Here is a 15,828-nt window from a genome sequence, read left to right as displayed (position 1 = left end):
GTATCTACTTTTTTGTTACTTGAACAGTCGCAGGTCTTAATAACCTATCTTTAATTTTATAACCAACTTGCATTATATTAATAACGCTATTAGGTTCATGATCAGGATGCTCTATTTGAGAAATTGCATTATGCAAATTATAATCAAATGATGATCCTATTTCCGGCTTTATTTCTTCTATATGATGCTTATGAAATACTTTATCTAGCTCATCTTTAGTCATCTGAACACCAGCAATAATATTCGTTACTTCTACTGAAGCATCTAGCGGCTTATGTTCTAACGCTCTAGATAGATTATCGCTAACGTTTAAAAGTTCTTTAGCAAATGTAGTAATCGCATAATCTCTTGCATCATCACGTGCTTTTTCTAAACGCTTTCTTGTATTATCTATTTCAGCACTTGCTCTAATTAGCTTATCTTTTAGCTCTTCTATTTGGGCTTTTAAGTCTGCTATTTCTGAATTAGTTTCAATATTTTCTACTTCTTCAGCAATATTATTTATTGCTTCTTCTTTGTTTTCTATATTATTGTCCGTCATCGTATAACTATTATTGATTTACTTATAGTATAAGATATAATAAAAAATCTAAAATTTTCAATGGGGTATACTTGTTTTATTTAAAATCTTTTCCAAATAAAACTTTGTCTATCTATTCTTCATCTATTAGAGGTATAAATATTATATTATGAGGCAGTCAGGCAGAAAAAGCAATCAATTACGTCCTATTTCAATAGAGTTATCTCCTCTTATTAACGCAGAAGGCTCATGTCTTATTAAAATAGGCAATACTCATGTTATGTGTAGTGCAAGTTATGATACGACAGTGCCACCATTTTTGCGTAATCAGAACAGAGGATGGATTACCGCAGAGTACGGTATGCTTCCAAGTTCTACATCTCAGCGTAATAAAAGGGAAGCAGTCCAAGGTAAGCAGTCAGGTAGAACGCAAGAGATACAGCGTTTAATTGGGAGGACGATGCGTTCGATAATTGACTTACAAAAACTTGGTGAACGACAAATTACTATAGATTGTGATGTGATTAATGCCGATGGAGGTACTAGGACTGCCGCTATAACAGGGAGTTATGTAGCTTTGCATTTAGCTATTAGATCATTAATGAAGAAAAGAATTCTGAAAGTAAATCCATTAATTAACCAGGTTGCTGCCGTTTCTTGCGGTATATATAAAGATCAACCTATATTAGATTTAGATTATTTAGAAGATAGCGACGCTGAAGTCGATAGTAATTTTGTGTTTGCAGGTAATGGAAATTTAATTGAAATTCAAGGAACGGCAGAGAAAAAACCTTTTTCTGAAGAACAGTTTTTAGAAATGTTAAAACTTGCAAAAGTAGGTGCTGCTGAATTATTTAAATTACAAAATCAAGTATTACTCAATTTACAATGACTAAAATAAGACTTGATGAATTTTTATTGCAAAAAGGTTTTGCTCCAAGTATCCAAATAGCACAAAGTCTAATTATGCAGGGTAAAGTGCATAATAAACATGAGCAATTAACCAAAGCCGGAACTCAAATTAGTGTAAATGATAAGGATATTAAGGTAAAATTGCCGAAGCATAATTATGTTTCGAGAGGAGCATTAAAGCTAATTAAGGCTTTAGATCATTTTAAGATTAACCCTAGCGGTATGGTTTGCATTGATCTTGGAAGCAGTACTGGCGGTTTTACAGAAGTTTTATTGGAGCGAAGAGCAGAGTTAGTTTTTGCCGTAGATGTTGGTTATGGCGAGCTGCATCATAGATTGCGTGACAATCCACAAATTATAGTGCTTGAGAAAACTAATGCACGATATTTAACCGATAAACAAATAACTACTCAGCCTGATTTGATAGTTTGTGATGCAAGCTTTATCAGCTTAACTACTATTCTGCCTGCTTCATTTGCTTTAGCTAAGAAAGATTGTTTACTTATAGCTTTAATCAAACCACAATTTGAAGTCGAAAAGCATGAAGTAGAAGAGGGGGGGATCATTAAAAATCTGCTCTTACATCAAAAAGTATGTGATAAAATTAGGGTTTGGCTTGAGCAAGAGCATCATTTTGAGATATTCGGTATTGTAGAAAGCCCGATATTTGGAGCTAAAGGAAATAAAGAGTTTTTAATAGTTGGACAGAGAAAAGGTGCTAGCAGCATCCTCTAATGTATAATTGTTAAGTGTTTTTATAAATGCATTGCTTGCCTCCTTAATAAAATGTTTAAATTGGCACGAATTAGTGATTCTGCATCGATTAGTATCTTTATAAAACATTCTACTATATCCATATTAGGCTCTAACTTTTCTATTAAATCTCCAAGTTTCATAGAGGAGGGGTTAAATGCAAGTTTAATTCCACCTCCTTTTCCTTTACTACTACTTAATATATCCTAATTGTACTAATTTGTGTATTACCTTTACTAAATGATTAAGCGAAATATTATAGCAAAACTTACGCTATGTTATAGCAAATATGCTAAAAACTCTTATTACACAGCAATGTTTTATAGTGAAGCACTTCATAATATCCCTTAATTCATGGGCATTATATCAAACATAGCGTAAGTTTTGATAGTATTCTGCTATTTCTTTTACACTACAAATTTTCCCCTGTTTAGACGCAAGATATATGAGACTACGTAACCCATAATCTGTAAAACTTGTTAACTGCATAAAAATTTTATTTTTATCTTGAATATACAAAAAAACATTTATATTATAGCTTAATGCGATAAGGTAGTGACTTTTTTAAGAGCATAGTAAACAGCATCAAAAAAGTGCTCAAAATTAGAAATAGTTTTTCTTATTTCATTCTTGATTTTAAACCAGTAATGCTCAATAGGAATAAAAGTAATCCCCGCCGCAAGCAGCGGGGTATTTTAGAAGAAAGCTAGCTGATGATCCTCATGCAGTTTCTGATATTCCTTGCCTTGGTTTTTTACGTATTTTCCTATCATATTCTCATTTCCATGCTTACCTACCGTACTCGTAAAATATCCATCAGTCCAAAATTCTCCACCCCATAATTGTTTCTTTACCTGTGGACACTGTCTAAATATTTGACGAGCTGTAACACTTTTAATTGTTGTTACTATTTTTGTTACGCTATAGGTTGGTACAGATTGTACCAAAAAATGGACATGATCTTCATCAACCCCTATTTCTAAAAATTTTATTTGATATCTCTTTTCTATCTCTAAACATATTTCTCGTAATACTTGATCAACTGATACGTCAAACACTGCTCGGCGATATTTTGCTGGAAATACCATGTGATACAGCAGTACCGTAACATTATGACTTTTATGTATATATTTGCTCATTCCGCCATATTACGCCGCAAGCGGCGGGGAATATACCCAAAAGAGATTTAAGTCAGGAGAGTAAGTTGGTAAAAATAAAATACTGCAACCAACAGATTCAATTAACGTTTTCACTTTTGTATAGCATAAGTCATTAAGGTACTGACAGAGCGAGAGTATCATGTTATAGTAAGCAAATATTAACAAGCATGTAAAGAGATATGGCACGAGCATATGCAATAGAACTAAGACTAAGAGTTATAAAAGCTGTAGAAGCAGGGATACGAATAAGTAAGGTAAGTAAATTATTTAATGTAAGTCGTGATACTATATATAAATGGAAAAAATTAAAAGATAAGCAAGGTACTTTAGAAGCAGCAACTGGTTATCAGAAAGGACATAGTCATAAGATAAAAGATTCAGAATCTTTTAAAGAATTTTTTAAAGCTAATATGAATAAAACATCAAAGGAGTTAGCAAAGCAATGGGGTAATATTGCATCTGTAACTATTTTAAGACAAATCAGAAAACTTGGCTATAGCTATAAAAAAACTCATTTTCATCCGAAAAGAGATATTAAATTAAGAAATGAATTTATAGCAAAGATACAAACCATCACAAAAGACAAATTAGTATATCTTGATGAATCTGGAATAGAGGATAATGCTTGCAAAGAGTATGGATGGAGCATTATAGGACAAAGGTGTTATGGAGAAAAGGTGTATCAACATAAATTTAGAATAAGTATGATAGCTGGTCTTTGTAATGGTAATCTTATTGCTCCTGTAATATTTGAAGGTAATTGTAATACAGAGGTCTTTAAAACTTATATTAGGGATGTATTAATTACAGAATTACAACCTGGGCAAACCGTTATTATGGATAACATTAATTTTCATAAAAATTCTAAAGTTAAAGAGTTCATTGAATCCGTTGGTTGTACCATATTGTATTTACCAACTTACTCTCCTGATTTAAATCCTATAGAGCATTACTGGTTTAAGATAAAAAATGAAATTAGGAAAGTTGTAGGAGATTTTGAAACATTTTATGATGCTGTTTTTAATACTCAAAACTTACGCTATGGCTCTGTCCAAATAAGTGTGGGAATTTCTCAAAGGTTATATAAAAATATAATATAACAAAAGGAGAAATTATATGCACCAAAAACAAAATGAAGCAATAAATCAAGCGATAGATTTATTAATAAATAATGATACAGATATATCAACATTACTTAAAGAGGATGGTTTATTAAAGCAATTAACCAAACGGCTTGTAGAGAAGGCATTGCAGTCAGAGATGAATAATCACTTAGGATATGATAAATATTGTCATACTGATAGTGATAATGTTCGTAATGGTAAGAATGTAAAGAATCTAGTAACAAATAATGGAGTTATAGAGATTGAGGTTCCAAGGGATAGAAGTAGTACATTTGAACCTGCATTAATTCCAAAGCGTCAAAGACGTATTGAAGGATTTGATGATAAAATAATATCGTTATACGCTAAAGGAATGAGCTTATCTGATATTAAGATTCAAATGCAAGAATTGTATGGAGCTGACGTTAGCGAAAGTTTGATAAGTCAAATTACTGATGATGTAATTGAGGATGTCAAGATATGGCAAAGCCGACCATTGTGAAAATACTATAAGTAAGTAGAACAAAACTTATTTAAAATAATAAGATTTTAAATAGGTAATGATGAACAGAAAATATAGACACTTATCTCGCGAAGAGAGATATGAAATAAAAAGAATGTATGACCTAGGAGTCAGTATTAACAAGATAGCACAACATCTTACGAGGTCTAAAAGCACTATTAGTATGGAGCTAAAAAGAAATAAAGTAAAAGGTAAGTATATGCCTTGTGTTGCTCAGGAACAATATAAAAAAAGGATGCATCAGCAAGAGTTATTAAAAATAGAGAAGTTACCTATTTTGTTAAATTATATCAAAAATGCTATGATTCACAAGAAATGGTCACCGGATGCTATAGCCGGAAAGTTAAAACTGGACAAAAATACAGCTTGTTGTATCAGTACAGAAAGTATATATAGATTTGTCTACACTTCTCCAGTTGCAGCTAAATTAAAGTTATATAGCTATTTACCGTCTAAAAGATATAAAAGGCAAGAAAGGGGGACAAGGCATCAAAGGATCATTATACCACAAAGGATCTCAATACATCAGCGTGATGCAATAGCAATGCAAAAGCTAGAAGTAGGGCATTTTGAGGCAGATCTTACATTTCATAAAGGTAATCAAAGTATGAATATCGGTGTGCTGGTGGATAAAAAGAGTCAAAAGATTATTTTAGTGCTGAATAACTCCAAAAGAGCTAAAACAGTTACCACTGGGTTTTTAAAAAAGATCAAAACGCTGCCAAGTAGTGTTAGAAAGACTATTACTATGGATAATGGCAAAGAGTTTGTAGGGCATCTTGCTTATAGACTATCTGGGTTTCAAACTTTCTTTTGTGATCCATACCGCCCTAGACAAAAAGCACTAGTGGAGAAAATGAATTCTATGATTCATAGAATTTTACCTAAAAATACAGATATTACAACCGTTACACAAAGAGGTCTTGACAATATTGCTGAGATTTTAAATAACATGCCAAGAAAGATTTTTGGTTATAAAACCCCCAATGAAATTTGGGCAGAAAATTTATAGGTTTTGTTCTACTTAGTCCTTGAATTTTCATTGGATCGAGTATATGCTATAGTATTTTTTGACTGTTTAGTAGTAAAAGTACGTCAAGATAAACGAATTATCAATAAGTCTGTATATGTAGCATTAGGTATTGATTTATCTGGCAGGAAGGATATTTTAGGATTGTGGATCAGTGAAAATGAAGGAGCAAAATTTTGGCTTGGTAATTTTACTGAGATGAAGAACAGAGGTATGCAAGACATGCTTATTGCTTGCAGTGATAAATAAAAGTAATCCCCGCCGCAAGCAGCGGGGTATTTTAGAAGAAAGCTAGCTGATGATCCTCATGCAGTTTCTGATATTCCTTGCCTTGGTTTTTTACGTATTTTCCTATCATATTCTCATTTCCATGCTTACCTACCGTATTCGTAAAATATCCATCAGTCCAAAATTCTCCACCCCATAATTGTTTCTTTACCTGTGGACACTGTCTAAATATTTGACGAGCTGTAACACTTTTAATTGTTGTTACTATTTTTGTTACGCTATAGGTTGGTACAGATTGTACCAAAAAATGGACATGATCTTCATCAACCCCTATTTCTAAAAATTTTATTTGATATCTCTTTTCTATCTCTAAACATATTTCTCGTAATACTTGATCAACTGATACGTCAAACACTGCTCGGCGATATTTTGCTGGAAATACCATGTGATACAGCAGTACCGTAACATTATGACTTTTATGTATATATTTGCTCATTCCGCCATATTACGCCGCAAGCGGCGGGGAATATACCCAAAAGAGATTTAACCGGTATGTCTGAGGCGATAGAGGCAGTTTTTCCGAAAACCGAACATCAATTATGTATTGTACATCAGATTAGAAATAGTTTAAAATATGTATCATATAAAGACCGAAAAGAATTAGCGGCTGATTTAAAGCCTATTTATACTGCTAGCACAGAGGAAGAAGCACATCTTGCTTTAGAATCTTTTGAAGCTAAATGGAGTAAACAGTATCCACAAATTGCTAAATCTTGGTATGTTCATTGGGAAAATTTAATGGTTTTTCTAGGATACCCTGAGGCGATAAGGAAAGTAATATACACAACGAATAGTGTAGAATCTGTCAATAGCCAATTACGTAAGGTTACCAAGAATAAACGGGTTTTTCCAAATGATAATGCCGTTTTTAAGACCTTATATTTGGCAATTGATTATATGACCAAGAAATGGGCTATGCCGATTCCAAACTGGAACGCAGCTATGGCTCACTTTTTGATAAAATTTGAAGGTAGAATTTAAGCCCTATGAAAAATTTACACACTTAATTAGAAAGACTCTACGCTATGTTTGGTTCTAAATATCGTAAAGATGGAGAACGCAGCTGTTGTTGCATATAGTCATCTAAAAGCCCTAACTTTATTTGGTAAACCGTTTTACCGATTGTATTTGCAGTCCTTTTGAGAAATGCCCAAACTAAAAATGCCCAACTAATATGATTACGTTGAATACGCTGTTTCCTGCATTGACAACGTTCTATCCCAGTAAGTTGCTTAATTTCTCTGTGCATGCTCTCAATTACCCATCGAAAGCCACACTCATCTTGTGCAGCTTTAGAAGATTTGTGAGTTTTGTTATTGGTAACAACATACTCAACTCTGTTGGTAGGAACAGTAAATTTAAACAAATTAACATGCTTATTTTTAGCAAAGCCTTTTATATGAATCTCTACTCCATGCCTGATCTCTTCATCTGAAAATGTCAACTCTTTTACAGCTTTATAAGGTTTAGAATCGTGCGTTTTACTAACGTTTCTATTGGCTTTAATAGGGGCATAATAATATTTCCCCAGAGAGTCAACATGTTGCATAATTTTGTGTGTAGAATACCATGTGTCAAAAAGTACTGTTTGAAAAGGAATCTTCTTGCTATAAACAGCATTATTTAACATGTTTAATAGGTGTTCTAGTTTTGTTGCTCCATCATGATCAGGTGCAAAAATTCGATAATCTATTACCCAAAACTTATTAATATCAGGGTTATAATATACCAGACTCACTACTCCTATACCTTTAGTAACTCTACCTGTAGCTCCACTGTACTGCGATCTTGCAATTTCTATTTGCTTCGTATTCCTTTTATTTAAAACCGTATCATCAAATATTGTATATCCATTAGATGAAAAAATAACATCATTCTTGATGTGTTCCCATAACAAAGAAGGTGTATATTTTTCATTCCTTAAAAATCTATTGTCATTTTCAATTAAAAAGGGACCAGTAAATTGCACGAAAAAGGAACCACTATATTTAAAAATTTTTATGCCATATTACCTCCAGATTTATAGTTATTAATACGATAACTTTTACCTTTTATGTTTAGTATATGAGCATGATGTACCACTCGATCAATAATTGCATGAGTTAATACTTCATCAGCAAATATTTCATTCCATTTTTCAAAATCCTTGTTTGTGGTAATAATGGTAGATTTATTTTCATATCGTTTAGCAATAATATTAAAAAAGTCTTCTACTGAATGTTTTGGCAATTGCTTAAACCCGAGCTCATCAAGAATTAATAAATCAAACGATAGGAGTAATTTAACCTTTTTGTGATAACTATTATCTGCTCTTGCAATATGTAAATTATAAAGCATATCCGATACCGTAGTAAAATATACAGAGTATTCTCGTGTTAAAGCTTTTAATGCTAGCCCAATGGCAAGATGAGTTTTCCCAGTTCCTGAATCACCTATGAATATTACATTTCCCTTAGTATTAATATAATCACAAGTTGATAAATCACTTATTACTTTGGCATCAACACTTGGTTGGAAATTAAAATCAAAGTCTTCTAAATTTTTAGTTACCGGCAATTTAGCAGCACTTTTACGGCGACGGTAATTATTATCCTTACGGTTAGATTTTTCATCTTCACATAATAGTGATAGAAATTCTTTAAATCCTAGTTTATTATTTTGAGCATAAATAATCCTTTCATTTAAACTATTGACTATACCTGATAATCTAAAGCTTCGTAGGTCATTAAATAAGTTCTGCATTATTACCTCCAAACTCTGGTAATGGTAAGTTTACTGCATTACTATTTAAAATATTCTTAATTTTAGAGTAAGAACTTATACCATAATGTAGTGCTCTATGACAGGCTTTATCTATTAAGTCATCATTGTAAACCTTACGTAAAGAAATGATACCTCGTGCACAACGTTGCCAATCATTCACTCTTGTTTGTTGTAATGATTCTAATAATAAACTGCAATTATTCCCTATCTGCTGCATTTGTTGTTGATAATGTTCACTATATTCTATAAAACCTGGGCATAGACGTTTGTATTTAGCATAATGAGACGGATTAGTGGTAAATATCCCCTTGCCCTCTGTTCTAACGTGTCTTGCTATTAAATCATTTTGTATAGAAAATATTTGAACAAGTTTTGGGGACAATTGTACCATTACCTCACTGTATATATATTTTGCTGGTACAGAGTAATAATTATTATCTATGGTAATATGACAATCTTTTGCTACTTTTCGATTATGCCAAGATGACAAATCAAAAGTTTCTAATGGTAAAGGAATCAAACTACTTCTTTCCTCTTGCTCAAACAGTTCTCTAGGTATTCTCTTAGTAGTACCATGTATTCGGCTATTGGCCTTATTTAACCAATTTGCAAGACCATTTGTTAATTCTTCATATCTATCAAATTTACGACCAGCAAAAAAATTATTTTTAACGTATTTTATTCCCGACTCAACTTTGCCTTTTTCTTGCGGTTGATACACTCGACAAGGAGAAAGTAAAATTCCATAATGATCGGCTAAGCACTTATATTCCTTCTGATATACTGGCTCATAAAAATTGGCATCTACTACTCCAGCTTTAAGATTATCAAGTTTTATTACTTTTGGACTACCAGCAAAATAATTAAATGCATTGATATGACATTGAATCCATGTTTGACAACTTTGATCAAACACTACTTCATAATAATCAAGGCGACTATAGCTTAAACGCATATTAAATACATATGCTTTAACTCTACGCCCTTTAGAATTATACTGTAAGCCTATGTCACCAAAATCTACTTGTGCTTCCTCTCCTGCTAAAGTATGAAAACGAATGCAACTGTTATCCTTAATTTTATATTTTTTGATATAACGGGTCAAAGAAGTATAACTGCTTGTATAACCTTGATTTTTTAACTCCTCAAAAATTCTTATGTAACTCAGATTTTTTTCTAATAACTCAATTATTTTTTCGTGCCAAAAATCCAAAACTGAAGATCGTTCATAGATTGCTGGGGATTCTGTACCAGCCTCTACATAGCGGTTTATTATTTTTCGTACTGTTTTCCGGTCTGTTCTTGTTAGTTTGGCAATATTCCCATGTTATTTAAAATCTCAGCAATATTGTCAAGACCTCTTTGTGTAACGGTTGTAATATCTGTATTTTTAGGTAAAATTCTATGAATCATAGAATTCATTTTCTCCACTAGTGCTTTTTGTCTAGGGCGGTATGGATCACAAAAGAAAGTTTGAAACCCAGATAGTCTATAAGCAAGATGCCCTACAAACTCTTTGCCATTATCCATAGTAATAGTCTTTCTAACACTACTTGGCAGCGTTTTGATCTTTTTTAAAAACCCAGTGGTAACTGTTTTAGCTCTTTTGGAGTTATTCAGCACTAAAATAATCTTTTGACTCTTTTTATCCACCAGCACACCGATATTCATACTTTGATTACCTTTATGAAATGTAAGATCTGCCTCAAAATGCCCTACTTCTAGCTTTTGCATTGCTATTGCATCACGCTGATGTATTGAGATCCTTTGTGGTATAATGATCCTTTGATGCCTTGTCCCCCTTTCTTGCCTTTTATATCTTTTAGACGGTAAATAGCTATATAACTTTAATTTAGCTGCAACTGGAGAAGTGTAGACAAATCTATATATACTTTCTGTACTGATACAACAAGCTGTATTTTTGTCCAGTTTTAACTTTCCGGCTATAGCATCCGGTGACCATTTCTTGTGAATCATAGCATTTTTGATATAATTTAACAAAATAGGTAACTTCTCTATTTTTAATAACTCTTGCTGATGCATCCTTTTTTTATATTGTTCCTGAGCAACACAAGGCATATACTTACCTTTTACTTTATTTCTTTTTAGCTCCATACTAATAGTGCTTTTAGACCTCGTAAGATGTTGTGCTATCTTGTTAATACTGACTCCTAGGTCATACATTCTTTTTATTTCATATCTCTCTTCGCGAGATAAGTGTCTATATTTTCTGTTCATCATTACCTATTTAAAATCTTATTATTTTAAATAAGTTTTGTTCTACTTACTTATAGTATTTTCATTATACTCATAAATATAATAAGCAAGTATTTCAAAGTTTTATTCATATGATTTAACCTTTATTATCTTTTTCTTAGAACCGTTTGTTGTGTAGATCGAAAAACGTTCTCGATGTTACCTAGTCGCTTGGCCACGGTATCCATAAAACAACTTAGAGGATATATTATTTTAGTATTTTTACTGGATCCAGCTCACAAGTTACAAATTGACATATTTGATTTACTGACCCACGCAACAATGCCTTATGAAAAGCAGCAAAGCCTTAGGGTGTGGCAATCTCAGAAAATATTATTTTATGAGATTGCTATGCTCCTTTTAATCGCTCGAAATGACGATAAAAAATCAAGCCCTATACAATATTATTTCACTTCAATTTTTCTAGTTTTTCCTTATTCTTTTTTTGGTATTTTTATATATAATATGCCGTTTTCAAAGCGTGCATCTACCTCATCATCCTTAATATTTGTAGGCAAAGTTATTGAACGTTGGAAAGAACCATAATATCGCTCACGCATATGATAATTCTTATTTTTCTCCTCAGATTTTTCTTCTTTATGTCCTTTTATAATTAAAATATGATTATCTATATTTATATCGATATCTTTTTGATTTATACCAGGTAATTCTACTTCTAAACTATATCCGGTATCAGTTTCAGAAATATCGGTTTTAGGTATTAGAACTTTATCTTTAGATATATAAAATTCATTAAAAAAATCATCGAATATGTTATCTAAATAGTTACGTCTTCTTAACTCATTACTAATCTCTGATTTATTTCTTACATTTGGTAAATTAAATGCCATAAATACCTCCTATTAATGAAAGTTTAATCTCTTTTGGGTATATTCCCCGCCGCTTGCGGCGTAATATGGCGGAATGAGCAAATATATACATAAAAGTCATAATGTTACGGTACTGCTGTATCACATGGTATTTCCAGCAAAATATCGCCGAGCAGTGTTTGACGTATCAGTTGATCAAGTATTACGAGAAATATGTTTAGAGATAGAAAAGAGATATCAAATAAAATTTTTAGAAATAGGGGTTGATGAAGATCATGTCCATTTTTTGGTACAATCTGTACCAACCTATAGCGTAACAAAAATAGTAACAACAATTAAAAGTGTTACAGCTCGTCAAATATTTAGACAGTGTCCACAGGTAAAGAAACAATTATGGGGTGGAGAATTTTGGACTGATGGATATTTTACGAGTACGGTAGGTAAGCATGGAAATGAGAATATGATAGGAAAATACGTAAAAAACCAAGGCAAGGAATATCAGAAACTGCATGAGGATCATCAGCTAGCTTTCTTCTAAAATACCCCGCTGCTTGCGGCGGGGATTACTTTTATTTAATTGCTATATCCCTTGCGTTTTGTTCTTTAATCTCAAGACGTGGTAGGGTAATAGTAAGTATACCGTTTTTTAAATTTGAGGAAATATTTTTTTGGTCTACATCCTCGTATAAAGATATTACATAATTAAAATTCTTATTCATATAATTATTTGACTCATCATCTTTATTTTTCTCTTCTATGTTCCCTTTAATAAATAATTTATTGTTATTGACTTTAGATTTTAATTTGATTTTTATCAAATCCAGGTACTTCCATAATAATAATATACTGCTTATCTTTAGTAATAAACTTGCTTTTTATTCCGCTAGATTCATAAAAAGATAGACCATCTTTTAATATATTATTCCAATAATTATCAAAGTAAGAAATTTGATGATTTAGAATGTCCATAGGCTGACGCAAAGATACAGCTTTGTCATTATTCTGCTGAGCTTCTGCTATATTGCTAAATAAAATAGCAGCTGCTATAGCTGGGATGTAAGCTTTAATTTTCATAATACTAATCCTCTCATATATTTATTATTCTAAATATATAAATTCATTTTATTAAAATTCAAGTCTTATATTTATATAGTTTGTTGAAAGTACGTTGACCAAAATAAAAGCTAATAATACCTGCAAAGATGGTTTGATCATCAATAGTCCATAATATATAGCATAAGTCATTAAGGTACTGACAGAGCGAGAGTATCATGTTATAGTAAGCAAATATTAACAAGCATGTAAAGAGATATGGCACGAGCATATGCAATAGAACTAAGACTAAGAGTTATAAAAGCTGTAGAAGCAGGGATACGAATAAGTAAGGTAAGTAAATTATTTAATGTAAGTCGTGATACTATATATAAATGGAAAAAATTAAAAGATAAGCAAGGTACTTTAGAAGCAGCAACTGGTTATCAGAAAGGACATAGTCATAAGATAAAAGATTCAGAATCTTTTAAAGAATTTTTTAAAGCTAATATGAATAAAACATCAAAGGAGTTAGCAAAGCAATGGGGTAATATTGCATCTGTAACTATTTTAAGACAAATCAGAAAACTTGGCTATAGCTATAAAAAAACTCATTTTCATCCGAAAAGAGATATTAAATTAAGAAATGAATTTATAGCAAAGATACAAACCATCACAAAAGACAAATTAGTATATCTTGATGAATCTGGAATAGAGGATAATGCTTGCAAAGAGTATGGATGGAGCATTATAGGACAAAGGTGTTATGGAGAAAAGGTGTATCAACATAAATTTAGAATAAGTATGATAGCTGGTCTTTGTAATGGTAATCTTATTACTCCTGTAATATTTGAAGGTAATTGTAATACAGAGGTCTTTAAAACTTATATTAGGGATGTATTAATTACAGAATTACAACCTGGGCAAACCGTTATTATGGATAACATTAATTTTCATAAAAATTCTAAAGTTAAAGAGTTCATTGAATCCGTTGGTTGTACCATATTGTATTTACCAACTTACTCTCCTGATTTAAATCCTATAGAGCATTACTGGTTTAAGATAAAAAATGAAATTAGGAAAGTTGTAGGAGATTTTGAAACATTTTATGATGCTGTTTTTAATACTATTAAATTGTCAGTATCTTAATGATTTATGCTATAACTAATCCTCGTGGGCAAATAATAGATAAAGGTAAGATAACATTAAATCCAGACGGATTTACCGAATATTTATTTAATACATATGATGAGTCTTTAAGTGGTACCTATAATGTAAGTCTATATTTAGTAAGTGATAAGGGGGATAATAGTTATCTTAATAGCATAAGTTTAAGAGTTGAAGATTTTCAGCCTGATCGTATGAAAATAAATATAAACTTCAATAACTTAAAAGATGAATTATGGACAAATCCTAAGAACCTTAAAGCAAATGTTAATCTTATAAATCTTTATGGTATGCCGGCAGAAAATAGAAAAGTTAGTGGCTATATCGATTGGAATACGAACGGACGGAGTTATAGTTATAGTTGTTGCCGAACATGTTTATAAACAACATATAAAAGATTTGAAGTTGGCACAGGTTAGATCAATTCTCAAAAAAGAAAAAGGTATCAATATTGAAAAACTAACCCTTGCTGAGACTCTTAAAATTTTAGAAAAACAGTTTGTTGATAATCAAACAATAGGTTTAACTGAAACAGAACTCGCAGATTATATGATAAGCCTTAGTTGTGAATCTGCAATCAATTTGGATGGTGGCGGCTCTTCGACTTTATTTATTAACGGAAAAGTTGTTAATAAGATAACAGGTGACGAAGACGAAGCATTAGGCGAAAATGTTCAACGTCCTGTATCCGATGCAATAGTTATATTACAAAAACAATAGACATTACAGCTTGACACTAATTTATAATGATTTTACTGTATTATAATAATACATAATTTGGAGGTAAAATACTATGCCAAAACCAGGACAAAAAGATCATATACTTGCTAAAGGTCATAAATTATATACAGTCAAACAGGGCGACACATTGTGGAGTATATCTAAAAATGAGTGTGGAGGAAAAGGCGAAGCATGGAAAGATACTGTCCTTGCGTATAATCAATGGCTAATAGATGAGGGACGTTATAATCAAGCTCCAGAACACGTTCTAATAAAGGTAGGTGAAGTACTTGACATATATACCGATTTTCATGGATAATGTCATCCACATTTAGGGTTTGCCCCGCATAGGTCAGGAGCCGTCATTCCTATGTAGGCAATGCCTACATAGGAATGACATAATATGCTTTTCAATCCACATAACAATGTTGCTTTCTCCTACTTAAAATAAAAATATGATATTATCTTACATCGGAATATTATTGGTAATTATTGGGCTGTTTGTTATATTTTCAGGTATTATCGGTTTTTTTCGTTTCCCTGATTTTTATACAAAATTGCACACCGCAAGTGTTATTGAAAGCTTTGGGGTACCGATTTGCTTAATAGGCTTTGCATGCCTTGCAGGAAACCTTTTTAATTGCTTTAAGCTGCTTCTAGCTGCTATATTAATTTTCTTATTAAATCCGGTAGCAACTCACGCTCTTGGTAAAGGATCACTACTTTCAAGGTCATTCTTACAAAAACAAGAAGCTAAGAAAAAATAAGAAA

The 15,828-nt window shown here is 31.9% G+C and carries 20 protein-coding genes and 5 pseudogenes; 13 read left to right on the top strand and 12 right to left on the bottom strand.

Annotated features, from left to right (window positions below; translation table 11 throughout):
• Window positions 1-4: 4 nt before the first annotated feature.
• On the bottom strand, window positions 5-541 hold the full coding sequence (gene grpE, locus AAGD55_RS09370; protein WP_341791269.1) for a nucleotide exchange factor GrpE: 537 nt from the start codon (window positions 539-541) through the stop codon (window positions 5-7).
• A 148-nt stretch (window positions 542-689) separates the two neighbouring features.
• On the opposite strand from grpE, the gene rph reads away from it, so the two are divergent.
• Together rph and AAGD55_RS09360 are read left to right on the top strand one after the other, a co-directional pair.
• The gene (rph, locus tag AAGD55_RS09365; RefSeq protein ID WP_341791268.1) at window positions 690-1,412 is read left to right on the top strand and encodes a ribonuclease PH; all 723 of its coding nucleotides are present in this window, start codon (window positions 690-692) and stop codon (window positions 1,410-1,412) included.
• Window positions 1,409-2,167: a TlyA family RNA methyltransferase gene (locus AAGD55_RS09360; RefSeq protein WP_341791267.1), complete on the top strand. Its 759-nt coding sequence runs from the start codon at window positions 1,409-1,411 to the stop codon at window positions 2,165-2,167. Before rph ends, AAGD55_RS09360 begins: the two co-directional genes overlap by 4 nt.
• Here AAGD55_RS09360 and AAGD55_RS09355 read toward each other — a convergent pair.
• The 4 genes and pseudogenes from AAGD55_RS09355 to AAGD55_RS09340 all read right to left on the bottom strand — a co-directional run.
• Window positions 2,126-2,446: pseudogene (locus tag AAGD55_RS09355) on the bottom strand (RrF2 family transcriptional regulator); the annotation flags it as partial. The gene AAGD55_RS09360 and the pseudogene AAGD55_RS09355 overlap by 42 nt on opposite strands.
• A gap of 129 nt (window positions 2,447-2,575) precedes the next feature.
• Window positions 2,576-2,674 (bottom strand): annotated as a pseudogene (locus AAGD55_RS09350) (BadM/Rrf2 family transcriptional regulator); the annotation flags it as partial.
• A gap of 206 nt (window positions 2,675-2,880) precedes the next feature.
• Window positions 2,881-3,324, bottom strand: coding sequence for an IS200/IS605 family transposase (tnpA, locus tag AAGD55_RS09345; RefSeq protein ID WP_341790826.1), 444 nt, complete (start codon window positions 3,322-3,324; stop codon window positions 2,881-2,883).
• A gap of 9 nt (window positions 3,325-3,333) precedes the next feature.
• Window positions 3,334-3,486, bottom strand: coding sequence for a hypothetical protein (locus AAGD55_RS09340; RefSeq protein WP_341791266.1), 153 nt, complete (start codon window positions 3,484-3,486; stop codon window positions 3,334-3,336).
• A gap of 38 nt (window positions 3,487-3,524) precedes the next feature.
• On the opposite strand from AAGD55_RS09340, the gene AAGD55_RS09335 reads away from it, so the two are divergent.
• The 4 genes and pseudogenes from AAGD55_RS09335 to AAGD55_RS09320 all read left to right on the top strand — a co-directional run.
• A complete protein-coding gene (locus AAGD55_RS09335) occupies window positions 3,525-4,445 on the top strand; it encodes an IS630 family transposase (protein ID WP_341791265.1) in 921 nt (306 codons plus the stop codon).
• A gap of 16 nt (window positions 4,446-4,461) precedes the next feature.
• The gene (locus tag AAGD55_RS09330; protein WP_341791264.1) at window positions 4,462-4,950 is read left to right on the top strand and encodes a transposase; all 489 of its coding nucleotides are present in this window, start codon (window positions 4,462-4,464) and stop codon (window positions 4,948-4,950) included.
• A gap of 58 nt (window positions 4,951-5,008) precedes the next feature.
• The gene (locus tag AAGD55_RS09325) at window positions 5,009-5,983 is read left to right on the top strand and encodes an IS30 family transposase (protein ID WP_341791000.1); all 975 of its coding nucleotides are present in this window, start codon (window positions 5,009-5,011) and stop codon (window positions 5,981-5,983) included.
• Window positions 5,984-6,013: 30 nt separating this feature from the next.
• Window positions 6,014-6,244: pseudogene (locus tag AAGD55_RS09320) on the top strand (transposase); the annotation flags it as partial.
• Between the two features lie 37 nt (window positions 6,245-6,281).
• On the opposite strand, the gene tnpA (AAGD55_RS09315) reads toward AAGD55_RS09320, so the two are convergent.
• The gene (gene tnpA, locus AAGD55_RS09315) at window positions 6,282-6,725 is read right to left on the bottom strand and encodes an IS200/IS605 family transposase (RefSeq protein ID WP_341791202.1); all 444 of its coding nucleotides are present in this window, start codon (window positions 6,723-6,725) and stop codon (window positions 6,282-6,284) included.
• 56 nt (window positions 6,726-6,781) lie between these two features.
• Here tnpA (AAGD55_RS09315) and AAGD55_RS09310 point away from each other — a divergent pair, with 56 nt between their 5' ends.
• Window positions 6,782-7,270, top strand: a complete 489-nt coding sequence (locus AAGD55_RS09310) for a transposase (RefSeq protein WP_341791263.1) — start codon at window positions 6,782-6,784, stop codon at window positions 7,268-7,270.
• Window positions 7,271-7,307: 37 nt separating this feature from the next.
• On the opposite strand, the gene AAGD55_RS09305 is transcribed toward AAGD55_RS09310, so the two are convergent.
• The 5 genes from AAGD55_RS09305 to AAGD55_RS09285 all read right to left on the bottom strand — a co-directional run bounded on the left by AAGD55_RS09305 (window position 7,308) and on the right by AAGD55_RS09285 (window position 12,159).
• Window positions 7,308-8,258, bottom strand: coding sequence for a transposase (locus tag AAGD55_RS09305; RefSeq protein WP_341791262.1), 951 nt, complete (start codon window positions 8,256-8,258; stop codon window positions 7,308-7,310).
• 29 nt (window positions 8,259-8,287) lie between these two features.
• Window positions 8,288-9,031, bottom strand: a complete 744-nt coding sequence (gene istB, locus AAGD55_RS09300) for an IS21-like element helper ATPase IstB (RefSeq protein WP_341790851.1) — start codon at window positions 9,029-9,031, stop codon at window positions 8,288-8,290.
• Window positions 9,015-10,325 (bottom strand): IS21 family transposase, encoded by a 1,311-nt coding sequence (istA, locus tag AAGD55_RS09295; protein ID WP_341792576.1) that lies wholly within the window; start codon window positions 10,323-10,325, stop codon window positions 9,015-9,017. Before istA ends, istB begins: the two co-directional genes overlap by 17 nt.
• 32 nt (window positions 10,326-10,357) lie before the next feature.
• Window positions 10,358-11,293 (bottom strand): IS30 family transposase, encoded by a 936-nt coding sequence (locus AAGD55_RS09290; RefSeq protein ID WP_341791261.1) that lies wholly within the window; start codon window positions 11,291-11,293, stop codon window positions 10,358-10,360.
• Window positions 11,294-11,742: 449 nt separating this feature from the next.
• Window positions 11,743-12,159: an Hsp20/alpha crystallin family protein gene (locus AAGD55_RS09285; protein ID WP_341791260.1), complete on the bottom strand. Its 417-nt coding sequence runs from the start codon at window positions 12,157-12,159 to the stop codon at window positions 11,743-11,745.
• Window positions 12,160-12,232: 73 nt separating this feature from the next.
• Here AAGD55_RS09285 and tnpA (AAGD55_RS09280) point away from each other — a divergent pair, with 73 nt between their 5' ends.
• Window positions 12,233-12,676, top strand: coding sequence for an IS200/IS605 family transposase (tnpA, locus tag AAGD55_RS09280; protein WP_341790826.1), 444 nt, complete (start codon window positions 12,233-12,235; stop codon window positions 12,674-12,676).
• 31 nt (window positions 12,677-12,707) lie between these two features.
• Here the strand turns inward: tnpA (AAGD55_RS09280) and AAGD55_RS09275 are convergent.
• Window positions 12,708-13,212, bottom strand: a pseudogene (locus tag AAGD55_RS09275) (Hsp20/alpha crystallin family protein).
• Between the two features lie 237 nt (window positions 13,213-13,449).
• Between AAGD55_RS09275 and AAGD55_RS09270 the strand changes: the two are divergent.
• From AAGD55_RS09270 to AAGD55_RS09250, 5 genes and pseudogenes are all read left to right on the top strand, one after another.
• Window positions 13,450-14,319, top strand: a complete 870-nt coding sequence (locus AAGD55_RS09270) for an IS630 family transposase (protein WP_341791258.1) — start codon at window positions 13,450-13,452, stop codon at window positions 14,317-14,319.
• Window positions 14,320-14,330: 11 nt separating this feature from the next.
• Window positions 14,331-14,666, top strand: a pseudogene (locus AAGD55_RS09265) (hypothetical protein); the annotation flags it as partial.
• A 76-nt stretch (window positions 14,667-14,742) separates the two neighbouring features.
• Window positions 14,743-15,057: a phosphodiester glycosidase family protein gene (locus tag AAGD55_RS09260; RefSeq protein ID WP_341791257.1), complete on the top strand. Its 315-nt coding sequence runs from the start codon at window positions 14,743-14,745 to the stop codon at window positions 15,055-15,057.
• 73 nt (window positions 15,058-15,130) lie between these two features.
• Entirely contained in the window at window positions 15,131-15,376 is a 246-nt protein-coding gene (locus AAGD55_RS09255; protein WP_341791256.1) for a LysM peptidoglycan-binding domain-containing protein, read from the top strand.
• 136 nt (window positions 15,377-15,512) lie between these two features.
• Window positions 15,513-15,824, top strand: a complete 312-nt coding sequence (locus tag AAGD55_RS09250; RefSeq protein ID WP_341791255.1) for a Na+/H+ antiporter subunit G — start codon at window positions 15,513-15,515, stop codon at window positions 15,822-15,824.
• Window positions 15,825-15,828 lie beyond the last annotated feature (4 nt).

This window comes from Rickettsia endosymbiont of Gonocerus acuteangulatus, from assembly GCF_964026435.1.
Lineage (GTDB): Bacteria > Pseudomonadota > Alphaproteobacteria > Rickettsiales > Rickettsiaceae > Rickettsia.
This window is presented reverse-complemented; position numbering and strand designations above follow the sequence as displayed.

Excerpts from the sequence above, each read along its gene's own strand:
- grpE (WP_341791269.1), bottom strand. The coding sequence starts at position 541 with ATGACGGACAATAATATAGAAAACAAAGAAGAAGCAATAAATAATATT.
- rph (WP_341791268.1), top strand. The coding sequence starts at position 690 with ATGAGGCAGTCAGGCAGAAAAAGCAATCAATTACGTCCTATTTCAATA.
- AAGD55_RS09360 (WP_341791267.1), top strand. The coding sequence starts at position 1,409 with ATGACTAAAATAAGACTTGATGAATTTTTATTGCAAAAAGGTTTTGCT.
- tnpA (WP_341790826.1), bottom strand. The coding sequence starts at position 3,324 with ATGAGCAAATATATACATAAAAGTCATAATGTTACGGTACTGCTGTAT.
- AAGD55_RS09340 (WP_341791266.1), bottom strand. The coding sequence starts at position 3,486 with ATGATACTCTCGCTCTGTCAGTACCTTAATGACTTATGCTATACAAAA.
- AAGD55_RS09335 (WP_341791265.1), top strand. The coding sequence starts at position 3,525 with ATGGCACGAGCATATGCAATAGAACTAAGACTAAGAGTTATAAAAGCT.
- AAGD55_RS09330 (WP_341791264.1), top strand. The coding sequence starts at position 4,462 with ATGCACCAAAAACAAAATGAAGCAATAAATCAAGCGATAGATTTATTA.
- AAGD55_RS09325 (WP_341791000.1), top strand. The coding sequence starts at position 5,009 with ATGATGAACAGAAAATATAGACACTTATCTCGCGAAGAGAGATATGAA.
- tnpA (WP_341791202.1), bottom strand. The coding sequence starts at position 6,725 with ATGAGCAAATATATACATAAAAGTCATAATGTTACGGTACTGCTGTAT.
- AAGD55_RS09310 (WP_341791263.1), top strand. The coding sequence starts at position 6,782 with ATGTCTGAGGCGATAGAGGCAGTTTTTCCGAAAACCGAACATCAATTA.
- istB (WP_341790851.1), bottom strand. The coding sequence starts at position 9,031 with ATGCAGAACTTATTTAATGACCTACGAAGCTTTAGATTATCAGGTATA.
- AAGD55_RS09290 (WP_341791261.1), bottom strand. The coding sequence starts at position 11,293 with ATGATGAACAGAAAATATAGACACTTATCTCGCGAAGAGAGATATGAA.
- AAGD55_RS09285 (WP_341791260.1), bottom strand. The coding sequence starts at position 12,159 with ATGGCATTTAATTTACCAAATGTAAGAAATAAATCAGAGATTAGTAAT.
- tnpA (WP_341790826.1), top strand. The coding sequence starts at position 12,233 with ATGAGCAAATATATACATAAAAGTCATAATGTTACGGTACTGCTGTAT.
- AAGD55_RS09270 (WP_341791258.1), top strand. The coding sequence starts at position 13,450 with ATGGCACGAGCATATGCAATAGAACTAAGACTAAGAGTTATAAAAGCT.
- AAGD55_RS09255 (WP_341791256.1), top strand. The coding sequence starts at position 15,131 with ATGCCAAAACCAGGACAAAAAGATCATATACTTGCTAAAGGTCATAAA.
- AAGD55_RS09250 (WP_341791255.1), top strand. The coding sequence starts at position 15,513 with ATGATATTATCTTACATCGGAATATTATTGGTAATTATTGGGCTGTTT.